A 25,082-nucleotide genomic window follows, 5' to 3' on the forward strand; every position below is an offset into this window, starting at 1 on the left:
CGGGGGCCCGTCTCCGGTCGCGTTCTCGTACTCGTCGCTCACCCACCCATGCTTTTCCGGTGGGCGGGGCCCGGCAACTCGTGGTCCGGCGGAACGGGCGTGCCGCGGCCCGGGCGGAGAGGCCGGTGAGGGATCGGTGAGAGGCCGCGGATGGGGCGCCGGTGAGGGATCGGTGAGAGGCCGGTGAGAAGTCGTGACGCAGCACACGTACGAAACGGTTTCGTTTCGCTTGGGGATGGGGTACCTTCATAGGCGTACGAGATAGTTTCGTTCGAGCGGGAATGGTGAGTGGCATGGCTGAGACAGCAACGACGCGTCGCAGCCGGATCACGCCCGAGCGCGAGGCCGAGCTGTACGAGGCCGTGCTCGAACTGCTCCGGGAGGTCGGTTACGACTCCCTGACCATGGACGCGGTCGCCACCCGCACCCGGTCCAGCAAGGCCACGCTCTACCGCCAGTGGGGCGGCAAGGCCGAACTGGTCGCGAGGGCGATCCGGCATCACAAGCCGGTCGATCTCGCGTCGATCGACACCGGAACCCTGCGAGGCGACTTCCAGGCGCTCACGCACCGCCAGGACGACTGCCAGATGGAACAGGACTCCGCGCTGATGCGGGTCCTCGGCACGGCGGCGCACACGAACCCCGAGCTGCTGGCCGCCCTCCGCGAATGGCTGATCGAGCCGGAGCTCGGGGAGATGCGTCGGGTGGTGCAGCGTGCCGTCGACCGCGGTGAGGTCCGTGCGGACAACCCCGCGATCGACTACGTGCTGCACATGATCATCGGCGCCTTCGTGGCGCGGACGCTGATCGACGAGGAGCCACCGACCCAGGCCTTCGTCGCCTCGTACATCGACGCTGTGGTGATCCCCGCCCTCAGCGCCTGATCCGATCCCTCCATTTCACGAGCCGCCCGCCCCGAGGCTCAACCCCCTTACGCACGACCCCAGTTGCACCTGACGCGACCGCTCACGTCGTCGGGCCGATGACTCACGCCCTGCCATCACCGACCTGACCGGGAGTACGCCCTCGTGGCCACGTTCCTCTACAACCTCGGCCGACTCGCCTTCCGGCGACGGCATTTCGTCGCACTCATATGGGTGGCGCTGCTGACGCTCGCGGGCGTCGGAGCGGCGAGCGCACCCGCCGCCGGAACCACCTCCTTCTCGATTCCCGGCACCGAGGCGCAGAAGGCCTTCGACCTGCTGGAACAGCGGTTCCCCGGCGCCAGCGCCGACGGAGCCACCGGACGCATCGTCTTCAAGGCGCCCGACGGCCAGAAGATGACGGACGCCGACAACAAGGCGACCGTCGCCAAGACCGTCAAGGAGCTGGGCGGCGGCACCGAGGTCGTCTCCGTCACCGACCCGTTCACGACGAACGCCGTGAGCAAGGACGGATCCGTCGCCTACACGTCGGTGAAGTACGAGGTCCCCGGCATGGAGCTCGCGGACTCGACCAGGGAGTCCCTGGAAGCCGCCGGTGACGACGCCCGGGCGGCCGGGCTGACCGTCGACGTCGGAGGTGACGCGCTGGAGGCCGGCGCCGAACCGGGAGCGGCCGGCGAGATCGTCGGCATCGCCATCGCCGCGGTCGTCCTCGTCATCACCCTGGGCTCGATCGTCGCGGCCGGACTGCCACTGCTGACGGCGATCATCGGCGTGGGCATCGGTGTCTCCACCATCACCGTCCTCGCCAAGGCGCTCGACCTCGGCGACACCACCTCCACGCTCGCCCTGATGATCGGCCTCGCGGTCGGCATCGACTACGCGCTGTTCATCGTCTCCCGCTACCGGAACGAACTGGCCGAGGGCCGGGACCGCGAGGAGGCCGCGGGCCGCGCCACCGGTACCGCCGGCTCGGCTGTCGTCTTCGCGGGGCTCACGGTCGTGATCGCCCTGGCGGGCCTCGCGGTCGTCAACGTCCCGATGCTGACCAAGATGGGCCTCGCGGCGGCGGGCACGGTGGTCATCGCCGTCCTCATCGCGCTGACCATGATCCCGGCGATGCTCGGATACGCGGGCAGGAAGATCCGGCCGGCGGGCGAGAAGCGCAAGTCGTCCAAGGAGCACACGTCCTCCGACGCCGCCACCTCACAGAAGCAGGCCAAGCCCAACATGGGCACCCGCTGGGCGAGCTTCGTGATCCGCCGCCCGGTCGCCGTGCTGGTGCTCGGCGTGGTCGGTCTGGGCGCGATCGCCCTCCCCGCCACCCAGCTGGAACTGGGCCTGCCCGACGACGGCTCGCAGCCGACGTCCACGACCCAGCGCCGGGCGTACGACACGCTGTCGGAGGGCTTCGGCCCCGGCTTCAACGGCCCGCTGATGATCGTGGTCGACGCCAAGGACAGCGACGACCCGACGGCCGCCTTCGGTGACGTGGCCGACGGCATCAAGGGCCTCAAGGACGTCGTGACGGTCACCCCGCCGGCGCCCAACAAGGCCGGCGACACCGCGACGATCACCGTGATCCCGAACTCCAAGCCGTCCTCGACACAGACCGAGGACCTGGTCCACGCCATCCGTGACAAGGGTTCCGACTTCAAGGCCGAGACGGACGCGGAGGTACTGGTCACCGGTACCACCGCGATGAACATCGACTTCTCGCAGAAGCTCAACGACGCGCTGGTCCCGTATCTGGCGCTGGTGGTCGGTCTCGCCTTCCTGCTCCTGATCGTGGTCTTCCGCTCCATCCTGGTCCCGCTGAAGGCGGCCCTCGGCTTCCTGCTCAGCGTGCTCGCCGCGCTCGGCGCAGTGGTCGCGGTCTTCCAGTGGGGCTGGTTCTCCGGCCTGATCGGTGTCGAGGAGACCGGTCCGATCATGTCGATGATGCCGATCTTCATGGTGGGCGTGGTCTTCGGTCTCGCGATGGACTACGAGGTGTTCCTCGTGACCCGCATGCGGGAGGCGTACGTCCACGGCGAGACGCCGAGCCAGGCCGTGGTGACCGGTTTCCGGCACAGCGCCCGGGTCGTGGTCGCCGCCGCGATCATCATGATGGCCGTCTTCGGAGGCTTCATCAGCTCCGGCGAGTCCATGATCAAGATGATCGGCTTCGGTCTCGCGATCGCCGTCTTCTTCGACGCCTTCGTCGTCCGTATGGCGATCGTCCCGGCGGTCCTCGCACTGCTCGGCAAGAAGGCCTGGTGGCTGCCGAAGTGGCTGGACCGCGCCCTGCCGAACGTCGACGTCGAGGGCGAGGGCCTGCGGGCCCACGACGACCCGGCGAAGGGCTCGGGCTCCGACGAGGACAGGGAGTTGGTACGCGTCTGACGCGTCGGCTCCTGTGAAGGACCAGCCGGTGAGGGCTCCGTGGGGACGGGCGGCTCTCACCGGCTCTCCGCGTTCGGGCTTCCCGCGTTGTCAGTGGCGCGGTCTAGCGTTGGGGGCATGACGACTCTCTCCGAACGACCCCGTACGGCTCTGATGGTGATCGACGTCCAGAAGGGCGTCGTGGCCGGCGCCCACCAGCGCGACACGGTGGTCGCGAACATCGCCGCCCTCGTCGACACGGCCCGCGCCCAGGGCGCCCCGGTCGTCTGGGTCCAGCACTCCGACGAGGGCCTGGAGAAGGGCAGCGAGGACTGGGAGTACGTCGCCGAGCTGCCCCGCCGGGAATCCGAACCGCTGGTGCACAAGACGTACGGCGACTCCTTCGAGGGCACCGACCTGGAGGAGGTGCTGGCGGCGGCCGGCGTCGGACACCTGGTGGTCACCGGCGCCCAGACGGACGCCTGCATCCGCTCAACGATCCACGGCGCGTTCGTGCGGGGCTACGACGTGACGCTCGTCGGCGACGCCCACACGACGGAGGACCTGAGCCAGTGGGGTGCCCCGCCGCCCGGGCAGGTCATCGCGCACACGAACCTGTACTGGCAGGAGCAGTCGGCGCCGGAGCGCAAGGCCGGGGTGGTGGAGACGAAGGACGTGACGTTCGGCGGCTGAGCCAGGGCCTTCCCGACAATCCCTGGTCCCTAGGGGCGGCGGCCCCGCGTGCTGACCAGCGGCAGGGAGTTGACCACGAACGCCGGGTCCGCCGTCAGGGCCTGGAAGCGCTCCAGTTCGGCGTCCGTGAGTCCCTCCGCCCGCAGCCGGTCGGCCATCTGCTGCGCGTTGACCCGGTGCAGGCCGATGCCCGTACCGCCACCCGCCCACGACTCCGCGTACGTCGTCGCCGTGACGTCCGCGAGACCGGCACCCAGCATCGCGCCGGGCACCCGGCGGCCCCACACGGGGTCGAGGCCCGCCTTCTCCAACTGGGCGCTCAGGGCGGTGTGGACGCGTTCGAAGAGGCCGGCCGCCTCCTCGTCGGGGGCGGCCAGCACCGGGACCCAGGCGGTGTCGAACTCCTCCAGCACCAGCCAGCCGCCCGGCCGCAGCGCTCCGGCGAGCCGCGCCAGGACGTCCAGCCGCTCCGGCAGGTGCTGCAGCACCAGCCGGGCGTGCACGAGGTCGTAACCGTCGGCGGGCAGCGGGTCCTGGACGATGTCGTGCCGCATGAGGCGTACGTGGGGCGGCCGGGGGCGGGACTCGGCCCACCGCAGGTCGAGGTCGGTGATGGTGACCTCGCCGTCCGGGCCGACCTGTTCGCCGAGCCAGTCGCCCAGCGAGCCGCCCCCTCCGCCGACCTCCAGGCACCGCCAGCCCCGGGCGATCCCGGTCAGCTCCACCTGGCGACGGGAGAACGGGTCGTAGCAGGATTCCAGCGCGAAGAAGCGGCCCTTGGCCTGGTCGGCGCTGTTGTCGAACACATAGCGGGACATGGGGAGGCCTCTCCTTCGCGCACGGTGCTTCCTCGCACACGGCGGTTCCATCGTCACCGTCGAGGCGCCCGACGGCACGGCGGCAGGGCGGGACGGGTGACGTGAGCGCGGGGGCTTGCGGGGGCGCGCCGAGGCGGGGGAGTACGCCGTCGTGGAACTCGTTCGCGTGTCCCGTACACCCACCGCTAGCGTGCCGTGCATGACGACGAGCGCAGCTGATGAGTCCGGAGCACACCCCCGTTTCGCCGAAGCCCTGAGCGAGCTGGGTCTCGACGATCTGCACCCGCGGATCCGCCGCTTCCCGGACGGCGCCCGTACCGCCGTCGAGGCCGCCGAGGCGATCGGGTGCGAGCTGAGCCAGATCTGCAAGTCGCTGATCTTCGCGGCGGACGGCGTGCCGATCCTGGTGCTGATGGACGGATCGTCCCGGGTGGACGTCGAGCTCGTCCGCCGGGAGCTGGGCGCCGAGAAGGTCACCCGGGCCAGGGCGGAGCTGGTCAGGGAGACCACGGGGTACGCGATCGGTGGCGTGCCGCCCTTCGGACACCGCACCCGGACCCGTGTCCTGGCGGACCGCTCGCTGCTGGACCACGACACGGTGTGGGCCGCCGCGGGCACCCCGCACACCGTGTTCCCCATGGACCCGAAGACCCTGATCGCCCACGCGGGCGCCACGCTGGTGGACGTCCGCGAGCAGACCGCGTGACCCCGCTCGTCACCGCCGCCGTCCTGCTCGCCGCGGTCACGCACGCGAGCTGGAACGCCATCGCCCACCAGATCACCGACAAGCTCGTCGGCTTCACGCTGATCGCGGGCGGAGGGATGCTGATCGGGCTGGCGATGGTGCCGTTCGTGCCGTTCCCGGCGGCGGGGGCGTGGCCGTATCTGATCGCCTCGGCGGTCATCCACGTCGTGTACTACGTGCTGCTGATGAAGTCCTTCCGGCTCGGCGACTTCGGGCAGGCGTACCCGATCGCGCGCGGCACCGCCCCGCTGGTCGTGACCGCCCTGGCCGCCGTCTTCGCCCACGAGGTCCCCGACGGGTGCGCGGCGTCCGGCATCGCGGTCTCCTGCGCCGGACTGACCGGCGTCGCGCTGTGGGGCCTGCGCGGACGCCGGCCCAACTGGGCGGCGATCGGCGCCGCGCTGGCGACGGGCCTGTCCATCGCCGCGTACACGGTCGTCGACGGCCTCGGCGTACGCGCCTCCGGCTCCTCCCTCTCCTACATCGCCTGGCTGATGGCCGTGGAGGGCGTGGCCGTCCCGGCATACGCCCTGTACCGCTGGCGCGGCGACCTGCTCACCGTCCTACGCCCCTTCGCCGCCGTCGGCCTCCTCGGCGCGGCCCTCTCCGTCGCGGCGTACGGCCTGGTCCTCTGGGCCCAGACGAAGGCGGAACTTGCCCCGATCGCGGCCCTGAGGGAGTCGTCCATCATCGTCGGCGCGGCCATAGGAGCGGTCTTCTTCAAGGAACGGTTCGGCGCGCCGCGAATCGCTGCCGCGGGGCTTTTGGTGGTGGGCATCGGCTTGATGCTCCATGCGGCGTGAGCGTGGGGTGCGGTGGGGTGCGGTGGGGGTGGTTGCGCAGTTCCCCGCGCCCCTGGGTGGGTGAGGCTGGGGTTTCCGTGTCGAGTGCAGGTCGGATCGGCCTGAGTGCGCGGTTCCTCGCGCCCCTGGGTGGGTGGGGGCTGGGGTTTGTGTGTTGAGTGCGGGTCGGATCGGCCTGAGTGCGCGGTTCCTCGCGCCCCTGGGTGGGTGGGGGCTGGGGTTTGTGTGTTGAGTGCGGGTCGGATCGGTCTGGGTGCGCGGTTCCTCGCGCCCCTAAAAGACCTGGGGCACAGCCCGTCTCCAGGACCGGCCTGCAGCGATTCCACTCACCTGGGGGCGCGAGGAACCGCGCACGAAGCGTCTACCGGCCCGCACCTGATTCCACGACGCGAGCCCGACTCACCTGGGGGCGCGAGGAACCGCGCACGAAGCGTCCATCGGCCCGCACCTAATCCACAACGCGAGCCCTGACTCACCCCAGGGGCGCGAGGAACCGCGCACGAAGCGTCTACCGGCCCGCACCCGATTCCACGACGCGAGCCCGACTCACCCAGGGGCGCGAGGAACCGCGCACCAAGCCCGATCCGACCCGAACCAACACAGAACCGCCAGCGGCACCCGGTCACAACGCCGCGCGAACCCCCCGTACAAGCGCCTGCGCCCGCGGATCAGCCGTCACCGTCTTGCTGAAGCCGTTCGTGACGTAGCCGAAGGCGATGCCCGACTCGGGGTCGGCGAAGCCGAGGGAGCCGCCGCGGCCCGGGTGGCCGAAGGAACCGGCGTCCAGGAAGGGCGAGGCCGAGCCGTGGAGCATGTAGCCGAGGCCGAAGCGGGTGTTGATCACCAGCACCCGGTCCGGCCCCGCCGACTCCTCGGCCCGCGCCGCCGCGAGCGTCCCGGGCGTGAACAGCCGCGGCCCGCCGCCCACTTCACCCACCAGGGACGCGTAGAAGCGGGCCAGCCCCTCCGCCGTGGCGATCCCGTTCGTCGCGGGAAGCGAGGCCGCCCGGTACGCCGGGTCGTTCTGGTCAGGGAACGGAGTGATCGCGGCGAAGGCCCGCCGGGTCAGGGAGGCCGGATCGTCGTACGCCTCGGCGACCGACCGCTTCGGACGCGACCGCAGCCCCCCGGCGTTCCCCGGCGCCTCCACGCGGCCGGACCGACCCACCCGGCCCGCCTCCGCGGCGGGCAGCCCGACCCACAGATCCGCGCCCACCGGCCCGGCGATCTCCTCGGCGATCCACTCACCGACGCCACGGCCGGTGACGCGCCGCACCAGCTCGCCGAGCAGCCACCCGTACGTCAGCGCGTGATAGCCGTGATCGGTGCCCGGCTCCCACACGAGGGCCTGGCGCGCGACCGCCTCGGCACCGCGGAGGGGGTCCAGCGCCTCCTCGGGGGTCAACGGCCGGTCCAGGACGGGCAGTCCGGCCCGGTGCGACAACACGTGCCGTACGAGCACCCGCTCCTTGCCCACCGCCTTGAACTCGGGCCAGTACTCGCCCACCGGAGCATCCAGGTCCAGCAGCCCGCGCTGGTGCAGCAGAAGGAGCGCCGCCGCGGCGACACCCTTGGTGGCCGAGCGCACGATCTGGGCGGTGCCGCGCTCCCAGGGCGCTGAGTCCGCCGTACCGTCGACGTCCTTCGTGCCGGCCCACAGGTCCACGACCAGGCGCCCGTCCCGGTAAACGGCGACGGCCGCACCCCGGTCCCCCAGCACCTCGAAGTTCCGTACGAACGCTTCCCTGACCGGCTCGAAGCCCTCGGCCACAGTGCCGTTCACGTCCACGCCCGTGCTCCGTTCTGTTCGCTCCACAGCCAGTGGATGCAACACCCACATACCGCCCGCGATTCCGGTGCCGCGTCAGCCCAACAGAATCGTGACCTCGATGTTGCCGCGTGTCGCGTTCGAGTACGGGCAGACCTGGTGGGCGGCGTCCACGAGCTTGGACGCGACCTCCTGGTCGAGGATGGGCAGCGAGACGCTCAGGGCGACCGCGAGCCCGTACCCGCGCTGCTTGTTGGGGCCGATTCCGACCTTCGCCGCGACCGTCGAACCGGACAGGTCGAAGCCCTCGCGGCGGCCGACCAGGACCAGCGCGTTGTGGAAGCAGGAGCTGAAGCCGGCCGCGAACAGCTGTTCCGGGTTGGTGCCGTCACCGTCGCCGCCGAGCGCCGGCGGCATCGCGACCTTCAGCTCCAGCTGGCCGTCCTGGCTGGTCACATACCCTTCGCGGCCCCCATGCGCGGTGGCCTCGGCCACGTACATGATCTTCGTGGGACGGCTGTCGAGGTCAACAGCGGCGTCGGTCATGGATCGCCTCACCCCCAGGCACGCGAGAACGCGGAATCAGAGTGCAGAAACAGAGTGCACAAACACATCGCACACAATGTATCCATCGATTCCGGCCACTTATTACTTGGGGGTAGAAACCGCCGGTAACATCGCGGTCAGCCGCCGGAGGTCCGCGCGCAGCCGTTCCACCTCGTCCGTCGTCAGCCGCGTCCCGGCCAGCAGCGCCGACGGCACGCACTCCGCGCGCTCCCGCAGCTCCTCGCCCCGCCCGGTGACCGCGACCAGCACCGACCGCTCGTCCAGCGCGGAACGCTCCCGGCGGACGAGTCCGGCCGACTCCAGGCGTTTGAGCAGCGGCGACATGGTCCCGTAGTCGAGCCGCAGGGTCCCGGCCAGCTCCTTGACGGTGAGCTCGCCCCGCTCCCAGAGCACGAGCATGACCAGGTACTGCGGATAGGTGAGCCCGAGCGCTTCGAGGAGCGGCCGGTACGCGCCGGTCACGGCACGCTGGGCCGCGTACAGCGCGAAGCACAACTGGTCGTCGAGCAGCAGCGAGCCGGTCGGCGCGTCTTCGTCAGGCGGACCGCCCGGCGCGCCCTCGCCGGGCGAACCCTCTTCGTTCGTCACGCGCTCATTGTCACGCGCCCATGGTCACCGAGCGCGGGTCGAAGCCGAACGGCAACTCAAGGCGGTGCTCCCGCATCAGTTCGTCGTCCGACAGAAGCTCGCCGGTCCTGCCGTCCGCCGCGATCACGCCGTCGCTGAGGATCAGGGCGCGCGGGCACAGTTCGAGGGCGTACGGCAGATCGTGCGTGACCATCAGCACGGTCACGTCCAACGACCGCAGGATGTCGGCGAGTTCGCGCCGCGAGGCGGGGTCGAGGTTGGACGACGGCTCGTCGAGGACCAGGATCTCCGGCTCCATCGCGAGGACGGTCGCGACCGCCACCCGGCGCCGCTGCCCGAAGGAGAGGTGGTGCGGCGGACGGTCGGCGAAGGCCTCCATCCCGACCCGCTCCAGCGCGGTGCGCACCCGCGCCTCCAGCTCGGGCCCCTTGAGCCCGGCGGCGGCGGGCCCGAAGGCCACGTCCTCGCGCACGCTCGGCATGAACAGCTGGTCGTCCGGGTCCTGGAAGACGATGCCGACCTTCCGCCGGATCTCCGCCATGTGCTTGCGGCCGACGGGCAGCCCGGCCACCGTCACGGTCCCGGCGCCGCCGGTCAGGATGCCGTTGAGGTGCAGCACGAGGGTCGTCTTGCCGGCCCCGTTCGGCCCGAGCAGCGCCACGCGCTCACCCCGGCCGACGGTGAAGTCGACGCCGAAGAGGGCCTGGTGCCCGTCGGGGTAGGCGAAAGCGAGTCCGGAGACTTCAAGCGAAGGTGCGGTCACAGGGGTCACGGAGGAGGTGGTCACAGGGTCCATCCCAACAGGCACACGACGAGGGCGGCGGACGGCAGGGCGAGCGCGTACGACCACTGCGCCCGGGACGCGGTCACCTCGTCGATGACCGGCATCGAACCGGCGTATCCCCGGCTGACCATGGCGAGATGCACCCGCTCCCCGCGTTCGTACGAGCGGATGAAGAGCGCGCCCGCGGACTTCGCGAGGACTCCCCACGATCGGACACCGCGGGCCTCGAAGCCGCGCGACTCCCGCGCGATCTTCATCCGCCGCATCTCGTCCGCGATGACGTCCCCGTAGCGGATCATGAAGGACGCGATCTGTACGAGGAGCGGCGGGAGCTTCAACCGCTGGAGCCCCAGCAGGAGTTCGCGCAGTTCGGTCGTCGAGGCGAGCAGTACGGACGCGGCGACGCCGAGCGTGCCCTTGGCCAGCACGTTCCAGGCGCCCCACAGCCCGTTCACGCTCAACGACAGGCCGAGGACGTCGACCCGCTCGCCCTGCGCCACGAACGGCATCAGCACGGCGAAGGCCACGAACGGCACCTCGATCAGCAGCCGCTTCAGCAGGAAGCCGGCCGGGACGCGGGCCGCGTACGCCACGCCGGCCAGCAGCAGCGCGTACAGCCCGAAGGCCCACATCGCCTCGCGCGGGGTCGAGACGACGACCAGTACGAAGGCGAAGACTGCGGCGAGCTTGGTGTGCGGCGGCAGGGCGTGCACGGGCGAGTGCCCGTGCCGGTAGAGCCGGTGCGCGTGTCCTGCGCCCATGTCAGACGGATTCCCCGACCTGCGAGGGCGAGGTCTCGGACGTACGGCGCTTGCGTACGGCCCAGAAGACGCCGGTGCCCGCGACGACGGTGACGCCCACGCCGATCACGCCCGCGAGGCCGCCGGAGATCCGGGAGTTCGTGAGGCCCTCGACGCCGTAGTCGGCGAGCGGGGAGTCGGCGGCGGCGTGGTCCTCGACCTTGGCGTCGATGCCCTTGTCGGCGGCGACCTTCTCCAGGCCGTCGGGGTTCGCGGAGGCGTAGAAGCTGACGAAGCCCGCGAGGACGAGGGAGGCGGCGAGGCCCGCCAGCCACACCGGGCGGTGGGACCGCGCGGCGACCGGGACGGGCTCGGCGGCGGGCGTGTCCACCAGCTCCCCGCCGACGCGCAGCTTCAGCGGCGCGGTCAGGCCGCGGGCTCCGTACACGAGGTCCGGTCGTACGGCGATGACGGCGCCGACCGTGAGCGCGGTGATCGCGGCTTCACCGATGCCGATCAGGACGTGGACGCCGGCCATGGCGGTGAGGACCTGCCCGATCGGGACGTCCGTGGTGCCACCGATCGCGTAGACGAGAGTGAAGGCCGCGGCGGCGGCCGGCACGGAGAGCACGGCGGCGACGAACGCCGAGACGGTAATGGACCGGCGCTTCCTGGGCAGAAGTTTTACAAGGCCGCGGAAGACGGTGTACGCCACCACCGTCGTGACCACCGCCATGACGGTGATGTTCACGCCGAGCGCGGTGAGCCCGCCGTCCGCGAAGAGGATGCCCTGCATGAGGAGCACGACCGAGACACAGAGGACCCCGGTGAAGGGGCCCACGAGTATCGCGGCCAGCGCGCCTCCGAGCAGATGTCCGCTGGTCCCGGCTGCGACCGGGAAGTTGAGCATCTGCACGGCGAAGATGAAGGCGGCGACGAGACCCGCGAGCGGGGCGGTGCGCTCGTCCAGTTCGCGCCGCGCGCCGCGCAGGCTCACGGCGACCGCCGCCGCGGCGACCACTCCGGTGGCCACCGAGACGGGGGCGTTGATGAAACCGTCGGGGACGTGCATGAGGGCTCCGCTTCCGGGGGCAGGCCGGCTGTCTATAACCGTTCGATGATAGTGGCTTAATGCGAACAGCTTGCAAGAGCGAGGTGACCTCGAATAATCCAGAAGCGCATTTCGGAAAATATGCGACATTGGAGAGGAAGCAGCTCAAACACGGAGCAGCTCACAGAGGGAGCGATCGATGTCCGCCGTCGAGCAGTACGCGCGCGCCCACATCGTGACGGACGCGGCGCAGGATCCGCCCGCCGTTCCGGTGGCCCTTCGATACGACCCAGAGGCCGACCCCCGACGGGTGCACATCATGCTGCCCGGCCATCACGAGTGGGTGTTCGCCCGCGACCTCCTCGAACAGGGGCTACGGGCTCCGGCCGCCGCCGGTGACGTACGCATCTGGCCGTGCGGGCGGGTCCAGGCCGTCATGGAGTTCCACTCGCCGAAGGGAGTGGACGTCGTGCAGTTCGAATCGAAGACGCTGATCCGCTTCCTGCGGCGTACGTACACGGCCACCCCCGTCAGCAGCTGACGGGGCGCCCCTGCCGGGCGCGCCCCGCGCTCCCACGGGGCGCGGGGCCGGTCGCGGGTCTCAGCTGCCCGCCTTCAGCAGCGCCGCCACGATCGGGCCGGCCGTCTCGCCGCCGTGGCCGCCCTGCTGGACGACGCCCGCGGCCGCGAGGTCGCCCTTCCAGGCGGTGAACCAGCCGTTGGGCTTCTTCTGGCCGTCGACCTCCGCGGAGCCGGTCTTGGCGCCGAAGTCCGGGCCGAGACCGGCCATGGCCTCGGCCGCCGTGCCGGCCGCCGCCGTGTACTGGAGGAGCTCCTTGAGCTGGGCCGTCGTGTCGGCGGACAGCGAGCGGGACGCCTTCGCGAGGGTGCGCTTGTCGACCGTCGGAGCCACCAGATAGGGCTGGTGGAAGGTGCCCGTCTTGGCGGTGGCCACGACCGACGCCATGTTCAGCGGGTTCATCCGGACCCCGCCCTGGCCGATCAGCGAGGCCGCCATCTGGGCCTGCGACTGGACCGGCACCGAGCCGTCGAAGGTCGGCACCCCGATGGCCCAGTTGTCCATGCCGAGCCCGAACACCTGCTGGGCCTGCTTGGTCAGGTCGTCGTCGCTCAGCTTCTTGGCCTGACTGATGAAGGCCGTGTTGCAGGAGCGCGCGAAGCTCGCCTTGAACGTGCCGCCCTTGATCTCGAACTTGTCGTCGTTCTGGAACTTCCAGCCGCCGTACGTCGAGAACTTCGGGCAGGGGTGTTCCTTGTTCGTCGACGCGAGGCCCTTGTCGATGAGCAGCGACGCCGTGATGATCTTCATCGTCGAGCCGGGGGCCAGGGAGCCCTGGAAGGCGGTGTTGAAGCCGTGTCCGGCGTTCGCGACGGCCAGGATCTCGCCGGTGGACGGCCGGATGACGACGGCCGAGGACTTCGCCTTCTTGGCCACCTGCTGCTCGGCGGTCGCCTGGAGGCCCGGGCTGAGCGTCGTACGGACCGTGCCCGGGGTGCCCTTGCTCAGCTCCACCAGCGTCTTGTCGGGGGTCTCGTCGGAACCGGACCCCTTGGCGGAACCCTTGGCGTCCTTCGACTCGGACTCGGCGCGGATCACCCGCAGCTCGATGCCCGCCTTGCCGCCCGCCGTCTTGCCGAACTTCTCCCGCAGGCCGTCGAGGACCGTGCCGAGCGAGGGGTACTTGGCGGTGGTCAGCTCGCCGCCGTCCCGGTCGAGCGCCTTCACCGGCGGCGTCCCGGCCTCCCCGGTGACCAGCTTGTCGCCGTCCTTCAGGTCCGGGTGCACGACCTTGGAGTGCCAGTCGACCAGCGGCTTTCCGTCCTTGGCGCGACGGACGACGGTGAGCTCGGACTCGTACGCGAGGGGCTTGGTCAGGCCGCCCTTGTACGCGACCGTGCCCTTGACCGAGAACGGGACGGCGTCACCGGAGCGCTTCTTGGCGGTGAGCGTCACGTCCTTGATGTACGCCTCCTTGCCGTAGCCGGTGAGGAGGGTGCGGGCCGCCGCCGTGTCGTTCGTGGCCGCCGCGGCGGTCGTGACGTCACCGCTCTGCCAGGCCGTGAGGAACGCCGTCGCCGTCGACTTCACCTCCGTCGCCGACAGCGGGCCCTTCTTCACGGGCTTCGCGTCGGAGGACGAGCTCGAGTCGTCGGCCGCGGCCCCACCCCCGTACAGGGCGTAGACGCCGAACCCCGCGCCGCCCACGACAACGGCGATCATCCCGCCGATGACGGCGGGTTTCGTCCTGCCACGCTCAGGCGCGCGCCTTCTGTTCCCCACGGCTTCCGTTCCTTCGCTGCTTCCCCGGATACCTCACGGTCCCCTACAAGAACGAGAGTCACCACCCTAGAGTCCCGCCCTGTGAGGGTGAGTTCGGACACCTGTGAACCGGCGCCCTCCGGGGTTCAGCCCCCCGCCCGAAGGACCTGGGCCACGATCGGTCCTGCCGCGTCGCCGCCGTGGCCGCCCTGCTGCACCATGGCGGCGGCGGCGATGTCGTTCCGGAAACCGGTGAACCAGCTGTCGGACGTCTCCTTGCCGTCGACCTCGGCGGAGCCGGTCTTGGCGCCGATGTCTCCGCCGAGCCCGGACATGGCCTGTGTGGCGGTGCCACCGGGTGCGGTCGCGGTGAGCCGCATCATCTGCTTCAGCTGGGCGGCGGTGCCGCTCGGCAGGCCGCGCGCGGTGGCCAGTTGGCGGTTGTCCAGCTTCGGCGACACGACGAACGGCTGCCGGAACGTGCCCGTGATCGCGGTCGCCGTTACCGACGCCATGTTCAGCGGGTTCATCTGGACCTGGCCCTGGCCGATTGCGTTGGCCGCGCGGTAGGGGCCGGGGGACGCGGGGACGCTGCCGTCGAAGGAGACGATCCCGGTCTTCCAGTTGTCCTTGCCCAGGCCGAACCGCTCCTGGGCCTCCGTCGTGAGCGACTCGTCCGTGAGGGGCTTCTCGTCGGTGCCGTCGATGAGCTTCACGAAGGCCGTGTTGCACGAGCGCATGAAACTGTTGGCGAGCGTGGCGCCCTCGTTGGGCTCCATGCCCTTGAGGTTGGGGAACTTCGTACTCATCCAGACGGCGTCGGGCGGACAGGGCGCCGGGCTGTTCATCGAGGTCACGCCGTTGTCGATGAACATCGCCGCGGTGATGATCTTCATCGTGGAGCCGGGTGCGACCTTGCCCTCGAACGCCGCGTTGAACCCGTCCTCGCGGTGGTTCGCGATCGCCAGCACCTCCCCGGTGCTCGGCTTCACGGCTACCACCGACGACTCCGCGAACCGCTTGACGGCCTTCTCCGCCGCCGCCTGCGCCCCCGCGCTGAAGGTGGTGCGCAGCTTGCCCGCCTCGCCCTTGGCGAGGGTCACCAGCGAGGTGTCTCCCGCCTCCTCGCTCTCGTGCCGGATCGCGAGCTCGATGCCGGGAGTGCCGCCCGCCTTGTCGCCGTACTTGTCGCGCAGCGAGTCCAGGACCGGCCCCAGGGACGGGTACTTCTCCTTGGTCAGGACGACGCCGTCGCGGTCCACGGCCTCGATGGGCGGGCTCGCGGCCTCGCCCGTGACCAGGGTGTCGCCGGTCTTCAGCTCCGGGTGCACGACGGCCGGCTGCCAGTCGACGAGTGCCTTGCCCGTGGTCTTCCCGCGCACGACGGTCAGTTCGCTCTCGTACGCGAGGGGCTTGCTCTTCCCCTCGTACGACACCGTCGCCGCCACCGAGAAGGGCACGGTCGTACCCGCCGGCGTACCGGGAGTGATCTTCACCTTGGTGATGTGCGCCTGGCCGCCGTAGGCGACCAGCAGGGGCCTGGCGGCCTGCGCGTTGTTCGTCTCCGCCGCGGCGGTGGCCGCGTCGCCCTTCTTCCAGGCCGCGAAGAACGCCCTGCTGGCCTCCTCGACCTCGTCCGCCGACGGCGGCCCGGTCTTCTTCTCCGCCGCGGTCCCGGCCGACCCGCCGTCGCCGCTGACCGCACTGACTATGTTGTACGCGCCGTACCCGGCGCCCCCCACCATCACAGCGAACACCCCGCCCACAATGGCGGCCTTGGCCCCGTTGCGCATCGCGCGTCCCCTCCCCGTTCCCCGTCCCCGTGAACCTTTCTGAACGCGTTCAGAAAGGTGTCCATGGTGGCACTGTATGCGGGAGGGGTGACGGCTGGGGCGGCTGTGCCCAGAAGTTGACCGAACAGAGACGGGGGCGGGGCGAGGGTCTTGGCGCGGTTCACATATGTGACCGTCTGGGTCTGCTTGTGTACCGGCGTCCGCCTTGTAGCGGCTCAGTGCCCGACGAAGTGCTCCTGACCTGTGACGAGGGGTCGGGAGCACTGCTGTGTCGGCTCGCCCGCCCGGTCGGACCAGGCCGACGGGTGGTTGAGCTGCTCGCGCCTTGTCAGTTCGGCAATCGCCGGCACGGCCCTTCCAGATGCCCCAGCCAGACGATCTGGTTCAGGTCCGTGACGGTCATCCCGAACGCTGTCTGAGTCGGTTCGCTCACCCGGTCCTCCTTTGCGGATGAGTGGTTGGGCCTGTCAGGCGCCCGCCCCGGATTTTCCAGATGGCCGAGGAGGCAGACGACCGAGCGGGCGAGGTGCTGGGCGTGGGCCACCTGGGCGGGCAGCGTGGGGCCCGCTTCGAGGTTCAGGCGGGTGCGGGCCTCGGCGACCCCGGCATGGGCACGACGCCTGGCGGTGTCATCCTCGGGGAGCCCGAGGCCGGCCTTCTCCACTTCAGGGATCAGCAGCATCAGGTGCCCTCGGTAGAGCAGGGTCAGATGGTTCAGTTCGTCGGCGGTGGGCAGTTCGGCTTTCTCATCGAGCACCAGCGCTGTGGTGGCGTGCATCGTCGCGGTGTCGACCGGAAGCGAGGTGTTCGCCGTCATGAGCGCTTGGCCCCGGGAGCGGGCGTTGGCCGCCGCCACGCCCGCGCTGAGCGCCTCGATGAGGGACACGGGTCGGAGCCACTCCCGGCGGGCGTCCCATTCGCGCCCGCCGTCGACCGGCCGCAACTGCACGTACGGCCCGACGAAGCCCATGACTCTGCCGATCGTCTGCCGCTGGATGTCCTCGACGGTGTCGCCGAGAGCGGGTGCGTACTGCATCCCCGTCACCGGCTCTCCCTCACATACGCACACAGTTGGCGGGCGCACTCCTCGGGCGGCGGCACGTAGGCGCGTACCAGGGCGTCCAGGTCTGCCTCGGTAGCGAGGACAGTTCGCGGCGGTCGCAACGCGTGCGGAGTTCGGATCTGTCGGGTCCGCGGAGGCGGATGGGCCGACTTCCCGATGGCCGACGGGTGTACCTGTGCATGTGCCTCCGGTGGGGCCGACTCGGCACCGGCCCGCTCACGCTTGGTGGCGATACCGGAACCGAACAGGAGCGCTCTCAACCATTCGAGTACCTCTGATGCAAGGCGCATTGTCGATCTCCTCCCCGTTCCCATCTGCTGGTCTCTGTTCGTGAGACAGATGGTGGGGGCGGGCAAGGGCCACAAGTACCCCAGCGAGGGGTAGTCGACTTTCGTCAGGTGGCCGCGCACCATTCCGCGAAGTTCGTGAGGCTCTCCGATTCGGCGCGCTTCAAGCGGCGTAGCGTGGCCGCGTCCTCGCGGACCCAAGGGTGCTCGCGGGTGTGCTGCGGGGCGATCCGGCGTGCGGCCTGCAGAGAATCGAAGGCGTGGTCCACGTGCCCTGACCACAGCTGGGCGCGGGCCAGTTCGATGTAGAACCCGGAGCGCCGCTCGGCCGGCAGATCGGCCGGCGGCTTCCACTCCTGGGCGAGTGTGAGGGCGCGACCGACGTGATCGTCTCCGAGGCTGACCGCGACGGACACCTCGTGGATACGGACGGAGTCGGGGCCGAACGCGGTGCCGTAGTAGACATCCTCGGCTGTCTGCTCCGCGAGGGCGCGAGCCTCGGCGAGGTGGGTTTGCGCGGCCGTGGCATCACAGGCCCGGCCCGCGATGACTGCGGCCCGCATGTGGAGGGCACCCCTCGCCGCTGTCTCGGATGCCGTGCCGGGTGCGGGTGCGGCGTCGATGGCCTGCTCCAGGGCCCGAAGCCCCGTGGCGTGTGCGCGAGCCGCGAAGAACGTCTCTGTCCGTACGTAGGCCACGGCGGCGGCGAGCAGCGGATCTCCGGTTTCGGGGACGGCCCACCGCATGAGTTCGACCAGGCGGGCGGAAAGGTCGCGGGCGCCGAACTTGTAGGCGACAGCATCCGCCGAGCGGTAGGCGTTGACCAGGAGTTCGGCCAGTCCACGCCGCTCGTGGGCAGGGGCGGCGTGATAGGCGCGTGCGAGTTCGGAGAGCAGGTCGGGGAGTTCACGGGCAATGCGTGTGTACTGGGCGGCGAGGCGCCATTGGACAGCTTCGCCGACCGCTGCGCGCAGTTCGCAGAGGGGGCGGACCGGGCCATCTTCCGGGATGTCGTAGGCGGCCAGTGCGGCGGAGAGCGCGGGCAGCGCGTCATGGACGGCGGTATGCGCGGGGCCTCGGTCGGTGTGGAGACGGGCCGGGTCGACGCCAAGGGCGCCCGCGATGGCTTCGAGGGTTGCGCCGGTGACACCGCGCTCACCGCGCTCGATCTTGCGGATGGTGCCGAGGGCGACGCGGGCCGTGTCGGCGAGCTGCTGCTGCGTCATCTTCGGGCGGACGACGCTGCGGTAGTAGGCGATACGCCTGCCTACCCCGCCGCGGGCGGGCGGTGCGGCCATGCGGGCTCCAGTTTCGGTGCGTCTGCTCCGGACGGTACCCGTACGGATACGCAGCGCACACGCGAATTCGCCCAGCAAGTCCCGGGCGAATGCGAGGACCCTTTGTTTCGAGAACCCTTTGTGTGGCCGTCAGTCCGCGATGATCGACGTGAGCTGGGTGAGGCTGTCGATGCGCCAGTCCGCCGCCGCCATCACCTCCGGGGCGTCCGCCCACAGGTGTCCCCAGGGCCCACGGCGGATGTGCGCCGCCCGTAGCCCGACCGCCTTCGCGGGGAAGATGTCGTTGGCCGGGTGGTCGCCGACGTACACCGTCTCTCCCGGCGTTGCCTGCGCCACTTCCAGCACGTGCTGGAAGAACTCCGCCTGTGGCTTGGCCACGCCCCACTCGCCCGACGTCACAATCAGGTCCGCAGGCAGGTCCAGGGCGCGTAGCAGTTCGCCCGCGCGAGCGGTCTGGTTACCCGCAACGACGACGCGGATCCCGAGCTCGCGAAGCCCGGACAACGTGGGACGGACGTCGTCGTAGAGATCCGTCTCGTCGAGCACCTCGCCACGGCCCGCGGCCTCGCGTGCCCGGTACTCGGCGGGGAGATCGATCCCAGGTCTGGCGAGACGCACGGCATCGGCATTGTCCCGGCCCTGGGCGACGACGGCACCGACGAGGGCGGAGAGAGTGTGGCGAGGAATGTCCAACCAGTCGGCCCACGAATTCCAGTAGCGGTCGTCGCGGACGATGGTCTCGCCGACGTCGAGGACGATGGTCGCAATCACCCTGAGAAGCGTACGGCTTCCCGGCGTGCAGTCCGCTGGTGGTTACTGCCACAGAGAGCTCGTGCACCGTATCCGAGCTGCCCGAGGGTGACTGCTGAAAGTCACCAACGATCACGGTGGCGCGGCTGGCCGCTACGCCACCGTGGTGTGTTCGCCCAGCTAGACCCACGTACCCAGGCGCAAGGGTCGCTTGCGTGCTCTCGCCGAGCGGTGTGGACTGCCTGGATGACCAAGGTCCCGTATCTGGTCTCCTGCGTTGCCCCGCCGGCCCGTTCCGTAACGACGGGCATAAGTAAGGCCCAAGCGGCCGGATGGGACGTCTGCCTTGTCGTCTCCCCCTCCGCGCACCCGCTGGTTGGAGCCAGACCTCGCCGATCTCCGTGAACTCACCGGCCATCCGGTATGGCACGAATACAAGCTGCCGGTCGCGGCTGATGTCCTTCCCCCGCCGGACGCGATCCTCGTCGCCCCCGCGACCTTCAACACGCTCAACAAATGGGCGGCCGGTATCTCCGACACTCTTGCCCTCTGCCTGGTCACCGAAGCCATCGGGCTCGAACTGCCACGGTTCGCCCAGCCGTACCTGAACCGTGCCCAAGCGACGCACCCCGCGCTCGGCCGGAGCGTGGCCTTTCTGCGTGAGTGCGAGGTGAATGTTCTGCTCGGAGAAGGCGGGTTCGTGCCGCATGTCCCCAAGCAGGACGACGTAGATGCCTATCTGTGGGACGTGGCTCTGCCCGCTTGATCAGGTTGAACTCGCGGCGTGCGGTTGCCTCTTGTCAGCCGGAGAGCCTGCCGGGCTGTCGTCGGGCCGTCCGGTGTGTGTCGCTCAAGCCGTCTTCTGTTGGTCCTTGAACCACGGGCAGTTGCGTACATCGTTGCGCTTGACGAGGTACTTGCCCACGACCTTTGACCCTGCTGGGCGTCCCTTTACTCCTGGCGCATCTCCCGCGAAGTTGGACAAGGCCGCGTCGGTTTGCGGGGGGATCAGGAACACGTGTACCCAGAAGTAGTTGTTTGCGTCTCCCTTCTCATTTCCGATGCCGAACAGCCCGGTGCGCCAAGTCTTCTCTTCGCCGTCTCCCTCGTTGGCTCTCTGGAGACTCCAGTAGCCATCTACCCCAGGTTCGCCGTCCACGTCCCTGTTGTTGGCCACCCAGATTCCGTACCCCTTGGGGATGTTCCCCTTGCCTGACACTGTCAGGCAGGCGTTGATGGGCAGCTCACCAGTCAAGTTGGGTCCATTTTCGCCGACCTTGGTAACCGTAATGCCTTTCACCGAGACGTTCTTGGCGTCTCCTGAAGCATTCTCGGATCGTGGGCTGGGCCAAGCCAGAACGGCACCTGCTGCCGTCATGACTGCCAAGAGCCCCAGCAGCAGATTGCGCTGCAGCATTGGGTGCGTGCCCGGCCGTAGCCACCGCCATGCGGCAAAGATGGTGGCCGAGCCCACGACCACGGCCGAGGAAGGTCCGAGCCAGTCGGCGGAGTTTGAGTAGTGGTCTGCCAGCAGGCCGGCAACCCCCAGCACGACTCCCGCGACGCTGGCCGCAGTGTTGATCTTTGTGTATCTCGATGTGCTCACGGCGATGTTTCTAGCGTTGTGCGCCTATCAAGGGCTTTAGGGCTGTAAATCTGTGACGCCAGCGTGACGATGCATCTACAGATCGTTACCGCATGTTCTATAAGGCTCGTCCACTGCGCTAGGTGTGCAGGGGCAGCGCGTACCGCCCGCCTGCCTCCTCGGTGGGATGATGTATGCGGCAGTCATAGCGGCCTTCCAATGGCGCTCATTGAGGTTGCTGACGCGTACGTGATTGACCTCGACCCTGAGTAGGTTCAGGGTTGGAAACGGCGCCCTCACGGGCTTTCGCGCGACTTCCTGACGCTGCTCATCGACGACCGCGATGGTCGGTAAGAGGCGGCGGAGCAGCAGGTCAACTGCCCCGCTGGACTCAGGAATTCAGTCATACCCGTGGCTGCCGGCTGTCGACCGGGATGGCCCGGCTGATGTAGATCGTCCAGAATTTCAACGATCAGCCCGAGCTACTGCACACCATGGGCGGCCAGTTGGGAGCTTCGGGGCATGCGACACCCGAGACGAACTTGCGTGTATGCGGTTCCTTGACGTTGCTTTTCCAGTCGGAAGATTTCGCTATACGGAGATTTATAGCGAGCTCGTCGCGATTTGTCGCGCAAGGAACAACATCGTGCACAGGGAAGCGGACGAGCCTTCCGTATCTCAAGCACTGCAGCAACATGTCAAAGCGGTTTAAATTGCCATTCAAGCAATGGGTTGCCTCTGTGATTTCTCAGACCTACTCCAGGCCGAAGATTCGAGTGGCGGCAGACGGGATGCCGTTCCGGGCCGGGCATTGAGCGAGGCACGGAACATCTGACAGAAGAGCTCCGCGAGGCTTTCGCTCACTCCTGCATGTGAGGGGCGTGTACGTCGAAAGAGAGGCGAACGTAACGATAGATGGAACGAGCGTGCTGCGTGCGGAGGTGGAGAGAACTCTCAGTGGCTGGAGTGGTCGGCCCTCCTTGACCTTGCATATAGGGGGTGGTATCAAGTGCACCGCCTGCCGCTTACTTTGGCCTTGCAGGCGGCCCCTTACGTAGAGTGAGTGGCCTTCGGGACGTCCAGTGGAGGCGGGGTTCGTGAGTCGATCGAACGATTCCCAAAAGTGGCCTTTTTGGCTAAATTCTGTCGGGATGGACCCCGCACCTGATCCACCCGCCGATGCTGACTCTTTCGCTGTCGCTTCGCATTATGTGAAATGGTATGAAGGTGAGTATGTCAGAATACGCAATATCTCTAAAGGGAGAGTCGGCAGAGTTATCACTTTGATTGCAACACTCAATGCTGGAATTGCGATTCTTGGTGTAGCTAGTGCCGCCTGGAAATATCCATGGTTTGGGCTCGGGAGTACGGCGCTAGCTGGGGTCGCTGGAATTTTGGCATCAAGAAATAACCTATTCCGAGATCAAGAGCTCTGGCAGTTGCGATCCTCAACTCTCGCGCGGTTGCAGCAACTCAAGCGAGACATGTATTTCCGTAGTGCATCCAGAGAGGATCCCAAACAACTCTCGCGTGAGGTGCTGGAAAGGCTCAATGAAATTCTAGACGACGATCTTAAAGGTTGGTCTGGTGTAAGTCGTTCCGCTCTGACTTCTCCTCAGGGGGGCGAAACGCCTCCGTCGCAGCGCGCCTCAAGCTAGGTTCGTTGTTCCTGGGGGTGATCGCGCTATGCCTCTGGCCTCAAGAACTTTCAAGATCAGGACCAGACGTGGACGGGGACTCGGCACCTTGCCCATTCGTCCTATAAAGGGCCTGTTCGGGTGGGGTGTTTGTGATCCTGAGGGGCCACTCCATTCTGCCGTGGTGCGTAGTCGGGGCAGCGGCCTGGCGCTGTCTGGCAGCCGGTCAGCTCTTGTGCGCAGTTAGAGGCAACTGGAAGTGCCGTCTAGTTCCTGATGGCGCTCTGGTTCGACTAGGACATCGAAGCGTCGTCTCTGAGGTGCATGCCTGTGGTTTCCATGAATTGAGTGAGTGCATCACCTATGGCTCCGCGAGCCTCAGGTCAAGTGGCGAAGTTGGGCCGGAGCTCTCGATCATGACTGCATTCCATGACCATCATTGCGACCCGCTGGCATGCTGCTCTAACTGTCCTAGCAGAACTCGAAACCTCGCTAGGGGTGTGCAACTCGATGACTACCAGAGTGTCATGCAGATTTATCCATGACCCCTGCAGGGATTTCGCTTCGCTTGCATATCTCTTCAAGTGTCGGACGCCAAGATCAGGACGACACATGGACGGGATCCGGTGACACCACTTACAAGGTGCGCAAATCGCCAGGTCAGGCGCTGTGAAGTCGATTTGATCATGAGAGGACTGAAATCTACCGAGGGCGTCAGCCGGGCCATCTCCGGGTCGTATGAGGGTGGCCAACAACAGCCGCCAACGACACCAACAACAACGAGGGCGCGGCAGTCTGCCCCGCCCTCGTTGTGCGTCCACCCAGCTAAACCCAAGTATCAAGCCACATCCGAGACCGCCAACTGTCGATCGGAATCGCCTCGCCCGTATAGATCGGCCAGAAGTAAATGAAGTTCCAGGCGATCAGCAGGACCAAGACCCCCGCCGTGGCCGCGCCGATGACGCGGCGGCGTTCTGTGGAGCCGGGGGGGCCGAGGATGGCGCCGATCATCATGGCGACGGCCAGGCAGAGGAAGGGGAGGAAGACGACGGCGTAGAAGAAGAAGATCGTGCGTTCCTGGTAGAGGAACCAGGGGAGGTAGCCGGCCACTACGCCGCAGGCGATCGCGCCCGCGCGCCAGTCGCGGCGGAAGAGCCAGCGCCACAGGACGTAGAGGACGGCGAAGGCAGCCGCCCACCAGAGCAGGGGGGTGCCGAGGGCGAGGACCTCGCGGGCGCACTTCTCGCCCGCGTCCGTCGGGCAGCCGTCCTTGCCGGGCAGCGGGGACTCGTAGAAGTACGAGACCGGGCGGCCGGTGACGATCCAACTCCACGGGTTCGACTGGTAGGTGTGCGGGGAGTGCAGGCCGACGTGGAAGTCGTACACCTGGGTCTCGTAGTGCCACAGGCTGCGCCACCAGTCGGGGAACAGCCAGGACCAGTCGCTGGTGCGGCCGTCGGCCGTGGCCCAGTCGCGGTAGTAGCCGCCCTTGCCGTCCGTGCCGGAGAGGAACCAGCCCGTCCACGACACGATGTACGTGGCGATCGCCACCGGGACCGTCGAGAGGAACGCCCAGCCCACGTCGTGCTTGAGGACCGCCAGGTGGGGGCGGCGGGCGCCCGCGACCCGGCGGGAGCCGACGTCCCACAGGACCGTCAGCAGACCGAACGCGACGAGGAAGTACAGGCCGTTCCACTTCGTGCCGATGGCCAGGCCGAGCAGCAGTCCCGCCGCCAGGCGCCAGGGGCGGCGGCCCAGGAGCGTTTCCTCCGCGATGCGTGCGTCCGGGCGTACGAGACCGTCGGCGTCCGGTGGGAGCGCGGCGGCGAGGCGTTCTCGGACCTTGTCGCGGTCGATGAGCAGAGCGCCGAAGGCCGCCAGGACGAAGAACATCAGCACCTGGTCGAGCAGCGCGGTGCGGCTCATCACGAAGTGCAGGCCGTCGACGGCCATCAGCGCGCCCGCCAGGCAGCCGAGGAACGTCGAGCGGAAGATGCGGCGGCCGATCCGGCACAGCATCAGCACCGACAGCGTGCCGAGCAGCGCCGTCATGAACCGCCAGCCGAACGGAGTGAACCCGAACATCCACTCGCCGAGCCCGATGACGTACTTGCCGACCGGCGGATGGACCACATAGGCGGCCTCCGTCGGGATCTTGACGTTCCCGCCGTTCTGCAGGATCAGCTCGTTGGCGTTCTTCGCCCAGTTGACCTCGTAACCGCGGTGGATGAGCGCCCAGGCGTCCTTGGCGTAGTACGTCTCGTCGAATATCACCGCCTTCGGGCTGCCCAGGTTCCAGAAGCGCATCACGCCCGCGATCAGCGTGACGAGCAGCGGGCCGCCCCACGCCGACCAGCGGACGAGGCGTTCTGCGGCCTCCCTGCGGAGCCCGATCGCCGCCCACAGCCGTGGGCTGGGCTCGGTGTACGCGGGCACCAGGCGTTCGCGGACATCGCTTCTGGGCGGGGCCGTGTAGCCGAACCGGCGCAGCCGCTGTTGCCACGACGGTCGCTGGTCTTCGACGCCCTGTCCCTGCCGGGTGTCCGTGGAGGACGCGGTACTGGTCACCGCGCCATCGTAGGG

The 25,082-nt window shown here is 68.6% G+C and carries 22 protein-coding genes; 8 read left to right on the plus strand and 14 right to left on the minus strand.

The annotated features are described in order from the left end of the window. Nucleotides 1–293 precede the first annotated feature (293 nt). The 3 genes from ACN20J_RS29245 to ACN20J_RS29255 all read left to right on the plus strand — a co-directional run bounded on the left by ACN20J_RS29245 (nucleotide 294) and on the right by ACN20J_RS29255 (nucleotide 3,941). A complete protein-coding gene (locus tag ACN20J_RS29245; protein ID WP_419667182.1) occupies nucleotides 294–884 on the plus strand; it encodes a TetR/AcrR family transcriptional regulator in 591 nt (196 codons plus the stop codon). Between the two features lie 144 nt (nucleotides 885–1,028). Continuing rightward, a complete protein-coding gene (locus ACN20J_RS29250; protein WP_361901041.1) occupies nucleotides 1,029–3,269 on the plus strand; it encodes an MMPL family transporter in 2,241 nt (746 codons plus the stop codon). A gap of 117 nt (nucleotides 3,270–3,386) precedes the next feature. Continuing rightward, complete coding sequence (locus ACN20J_RS29255) at nucleotides 3,387–3,941, plus strand: cysteine hydrolase family protein (protein ID WP_189837073.1); 555 nt, start codon at nucleotides 3,387–3,389, stop codon at nucleotides 3,939–3,941. Between the two features lie 29 nt (nucleotides 3,942–3,970). Here ACN20J_RS29255 and ACN20J_RS29260 read toward each other — a convergent pair whose 3' ends face one another. Then, entirely contained in the window at nucleotides 3,971–4,759 is a 789-nt protein-coding gene (locus tag ACN20J_RS29260; RefSeq protein ID WP_419667183.1) for a class I SAM-dependent methyltransferase, read from the minus strand. Between the two features lie 199 nt (nucleotides 4,760–4,958). Here ACN20J_RS29260 and ACN20J_RS29265 point away from each other — a divergent pair, with 199 nt between their 5' ends. Beyond that, entirely contained in the window at nucleotides 4,959–5,465 is a 507-nt protein-coding gene (locus ACN20J_RS29265) for a YbaK/EbsC family protein (RefSeq protein ID WP_190229112.1), read from the plus strand. Continuing rightward, nucleotides 5,462–6,307 (plus strand): EamA family transporter, encoded by an 846-nt coding sequence (locus tag ACN20J_RS29270; protein WP_419667184.1) that lies wholly within the window; start codon nucleotides 5,462–5,464, stop codon nucleotides 6,305–6,307. The genes ACN20J_RS29265 and ACN20J_RS29270 overlap by 4 nt, the downstream gene beginning before the upstream one ends. Nucleotides 6,308–6,929: 622 nt before the next feature. Here the strand turns inward: ACN20J_RS29270 and ACN20J_RS29275 are convergent. From ACN20J_RS29275 to ACN20J_RS29300, 6 genes are all read right to left on the minus strand, one after another. Further along, a complete protein-coding gene (locus ACN20J_RS29275; protein ID WP_419667185.1) occupies nucleotides 6,930–8,096 on the minus strand; it encodes a serine hydrolase domain-containing protein in 1,167 nt (388 codons plus the stop codon). 75 nt (nucleotides 8,097–8,171) lie between these two features. Continuing rightward, nucleotides 8,172–8,621: an organic hydroperoxide resistance protein gene (locus ACN20J_RS29280; protein WP_189837078.1), complete on the minus strand. Its 450-nt coding sequence runs from the start codon at nucleotides 8,619–8,621 to the stop codon at nucleotides 8,172–8,174. 102 nt (nucleotides 8,622–8,723) lie between these two features. Beyond that, nucleotides 8,724–9,155 carry a MarR family winged helix-turn-helix transcriptional regulator gene (locus ACN20J_RS29285; RefSeq protein WP_419668982.1) on the minus strand — a complete coding sequence of 144 codons (432 nt, stop codon included), beginning with the start codon at nucleotides 9,153–9,155 and terminating at the stop codon, nucleotides 8,724–8,726. An 85-nt stretch (nucleotides 9,156–9,240) separates the two neighbouring features. Then, on the minus strand, nucleotides 9,241–10,026 hold the full coding sequence (locus tag ACN20J_RS29290; RefSeq protein WP_190229116.1) for an energy-coupling factor ABC transporter ATP-binding protein: 786 nt from the start codon (nucleotides 10,024–10,026) through the stop codon (nucleotides 9,241–9,243). Beyond that, nucleotides 10,014–10,775: a cobalt ECF transporter T component CbiQ gene (cbiQ, locus tag ACN20J_RS29295; protein ID WP_190229117.1), complete on the minus strand. Its 762-nt coding sequence runs from the start codon at nucleotides 10,773–10,775 to the stop codon at nucleotides 10,014–10,016. Before cbiQ ends, ACN20J_RS29290 begins: the two co-directional genes overlap by 13 nt. 1 nt (nucleotide 10,776) lies before the next feature. After that, the gene (locus ACN20J_RS29300; RefSeq protein ID WP_419667186.1) at nucleotides 10,777–11,826 is read right to left on the minus strand and encodes an energy-coupling factor ABC transporter permease; all 1,050 of its coding nucleotides are present in this window, start codon (nucleotides 11,824–11,826) and stop codon (nucleotides 10,777–10,779) included. Between the two features lie 178 nt (nucleotides 11,827–12,004). On the opposite strand from ACN20J_RS29300, the gene ACN20J_RS29305 reads away from it, so the two are divergent. Further along, the gene (locus tag ACN20J_RS29305) at nucleotides 12,005–12,346 is read left to right on the plus strand and encodes an SsgA family sporulation/cell division regulator (protein ID WP_055616939.1); all 342 of its coding nucleotides are present in this window, start codon (nucleotides 12,005–12,007) and stop codon (nucleotides 12,344–12,346) included. Between the two features lie 60 nt (nucleotides 12,347–12,406). Here ACN20J_RS29305 and ACN20J_RS29310 read toward each other — a convergent pair whose 3' ends face one another. From ACN20J_RS29310 to ACN20J_RS29330, 5 genes are all read right to left on the minus strand, one after another. Then, a complete protein-coding gene (locus ACN20J_RS29310) occupies nucleotides 12,407–14,107 on the minus strand; it encodes a penicillin-binding transpeptidase domain-containing protein (protein ID WP_419667187.1) in 1,701 nt (566 codons plus the stop codon). Nucleotides 14,108–14,232: 125 nt separating this feature from the next. Then, on the minus strand, nucleotides 14,233–15,879 hold the full coding sequence (locus ACN20J_RS29315; protein WP_419667188.1) for a penicillin-binding transpeptidase domain-containing protein: 1,647 nt from the start codon (nucleotides 15,877–15,879) through the stop codon (nucleotides 14,233–14,235). Between the two features lie 328 nt (nucleotides 15,880–16,207). Beyond that, the gene (locus ACN20J_RS29320) at nucleotides 16,208–16,915 is read right to left on the minus strand and encodes a DUF6415 family natural product biosynthesis protein (protein WP_419668983.1); all 708 of its coding nucleotides are present in this window, start codon (nucleotides 16,913–16,915) and stop codon (nucleotides 16,208–16,210) included. Between the two features lie 421 nt (nucleotides 16,916–17,336). Beyond that, the gene (locus ACN20J_RS29325) at nucleotides 17,337–18,527 is read right to left on the minus strand and encodes a helix-turn-helix domain-containing protein (RefSeq protein ID WP_419667189.1); all 1,191 of its coding nucleotides are present in this window, start codon (nucleotides 18,525–18,527) and stop codon (nucleotides 17,337–17,339) included. Between the two features lie 129 nt (nucleotides 18,528–18,656). Continuing rightward, the gene (locus tag ACN20J_RS29330) at nucleotides 18,657–19,298 is read right to left on the minus strand and encodes an HAD family hydrolase (protein ID WP_419667190.1); all 642 of its coding nucleotides are present in this window, start codon (nucleotides 19,296–19,298) and stop codon (nucleotides 18,657–18,659) included. A gap of 325 nt (nucleotides 19,299–19,623) precedes the next feature. Between ACN20J_RS29330 and ACN20J_RS29335 the strand changes: the two genes are divergently transcribed. Continuing rightward, a complete protein-coding gene (locus ACN20J_RS29335; protein ID WP_419667191.1) occupies nucleotides 19,624–20,043 on the plus strand; it encodes a flavoprotein in 420 nt (139 codons plus the stop codon). An 84-nt stretch (nucleotides 20,044–20,127) separates the two neighbouring features. Here the strand turns inward: ACN20J_RS29335 and ACN20J_RS29340 are convergent, their stop codons facing one another. After that, nucleotides 20,128–20,883, minus strand: a complete 756-nt coding sequence (locus ACN20J_RS29340) for a hypothetical protein (RefSeq protein WP_190229122.1) — start codon at nucleotides 20,881–20,883, stop codon at nucleotides 20,128–20,130. A gap of 1,130 nt (nucleotides 20,884–22,013) precedes the next feature. On the opposite strand from ACN20J_RS29340, the gene ACN20J_RS29345 reads away from it, so the two are divergent. Continuing rightward, the gene (locus ACN20J_RS29345) at nucleotides 22,014–22,520 is read left to right on the plus strand and encodes a DUF4231 domain-containing protein (protein ID WP_190229123.1); all 507 of its coding nucleotides are present in this window, start codon (nucleotides 22,014–22,016) and stop codon (nucleotides 22,518–22,520) included. Nucleotides 22,521–23,324: 804 nt separating this feature from the next. On the opposite strand, the gene ACN20J_RS29350 is transcribed toward ACN20J_RS29345, so the two are convergent. Then, nucleotides 23,325–25,067, minus strand: a complete 1,743-nt coding sequence (locus tag ACN20J_RS29350) for a dolichyl-phosphate-mannose--protein mannosyltransferase (RefSeq protein ID WP_189837084.1) — start codon at nucleotides 25,065–25,067, stop codon at nucleotides 23,325–23,327. Nucleotides 25,068–25,082 lie beyond the last annotated feature (15 nt).

Origin of the sequence: Streptomyces sp. 2-1 (assembly GCF_048564895.1) — a bacterium.
Taxonomy (GTDB): domain Bacteria; phylum Actinomycetota; class Actinomycetes; order Streptomycetales; family Streptomycetaceae; genus Streptomyces; species Streptomyces phaeochromogenes.

Coding starts and splice junctions, on each gene's coding strand:
- ACN20J_RS29300 (WP_419667186.1), bottom strand. CDS start 11,826: ATGCACGTCCCCGACGGTTTCATCAACGCCCCCGTCTCGGTGGCCACC.
- ACN20J_RS29280 (WP_189837078.1), bottom strand. CDS start 8,621: ATGACCGACGCCGCTGTTGACCTCGACAGCCGTCCCACGAAGATCATG.
- ACN20J_RS29320 (WP_419668983.1), bottom strand. CDS start 16,915: ATGCAGTACGCACCCGCTCTCGGCGACACCGTCGAGGACATCCAGCGG.
- ACN20J_RS29325 (WP_419667189.1), bottom strand. CDS start 18,527: ATGGCCGCACCGCCCGCCCGCGGCGGGGTAGGCAGGCGTATCGCCTAC.
- cbiQ (WP_190229117.1), bottom strand. CDS start 10,775: ATGGGCGCAGGACACGCGCACCGGCTCTACCGGCACGGGCACTCGCCC.
- ACN20J_RS29260 (WP_419667183.1), bottom strand. CDS start 4,759: ATGTCCCGCTATGTGTTCGACAACAGCGCCGACCAGGCCAAGGGCCGC.
- ACN20J_RS29245 (WP_419667182.1), top strand. CDS start 294: ATGGCTGAGACAGCAACGACGCGTCGCAGCCGGATCACGCCCGAGCGC.
- ACN20J_RS29255 (WP_189837073.1), top strand. CDS start 3,387: ATGACGACTCTCTCCGAACGACCCCGTACGGCTCTGATGGTGATCGAC.
- ACN20J_RS29345 (WP_190229123.1), top strand. CDS start 22,014: ATGGACCCCGCACCTGATCCACCCGCCGATGCTGACTCTTTCGCTGTC.
- ACN20J_RS29315 (WP_419667188.1), bottom strand. CDS start 15,879: ATGCGCAACGGGGCCAAGGCCGCCATTGTGGGCGGGGTGTTCGCTGTG.
- ACN20J_RS29265 (WP_190229112.1), top strand. CDS start 4,959: ATGACGACGAGCGCAGCTGATGAGTCCGGAGCACACCCCCGTTTCGCC.
- ACN20J_RS29290 (WP_190229116.1), bottom strand. CDS start 10,026: ATGGACCCTGTGACCACCTCCTCCGTGACCCCTGTGACCGCACCTTCG.
- ACN20J_RS29305 (WP_055616939.1), top strand. CDS start 12,005: ATGTCCGCCGTCGAGCAGTACGCGCGCGCCCACATCGTGACGGACGCG.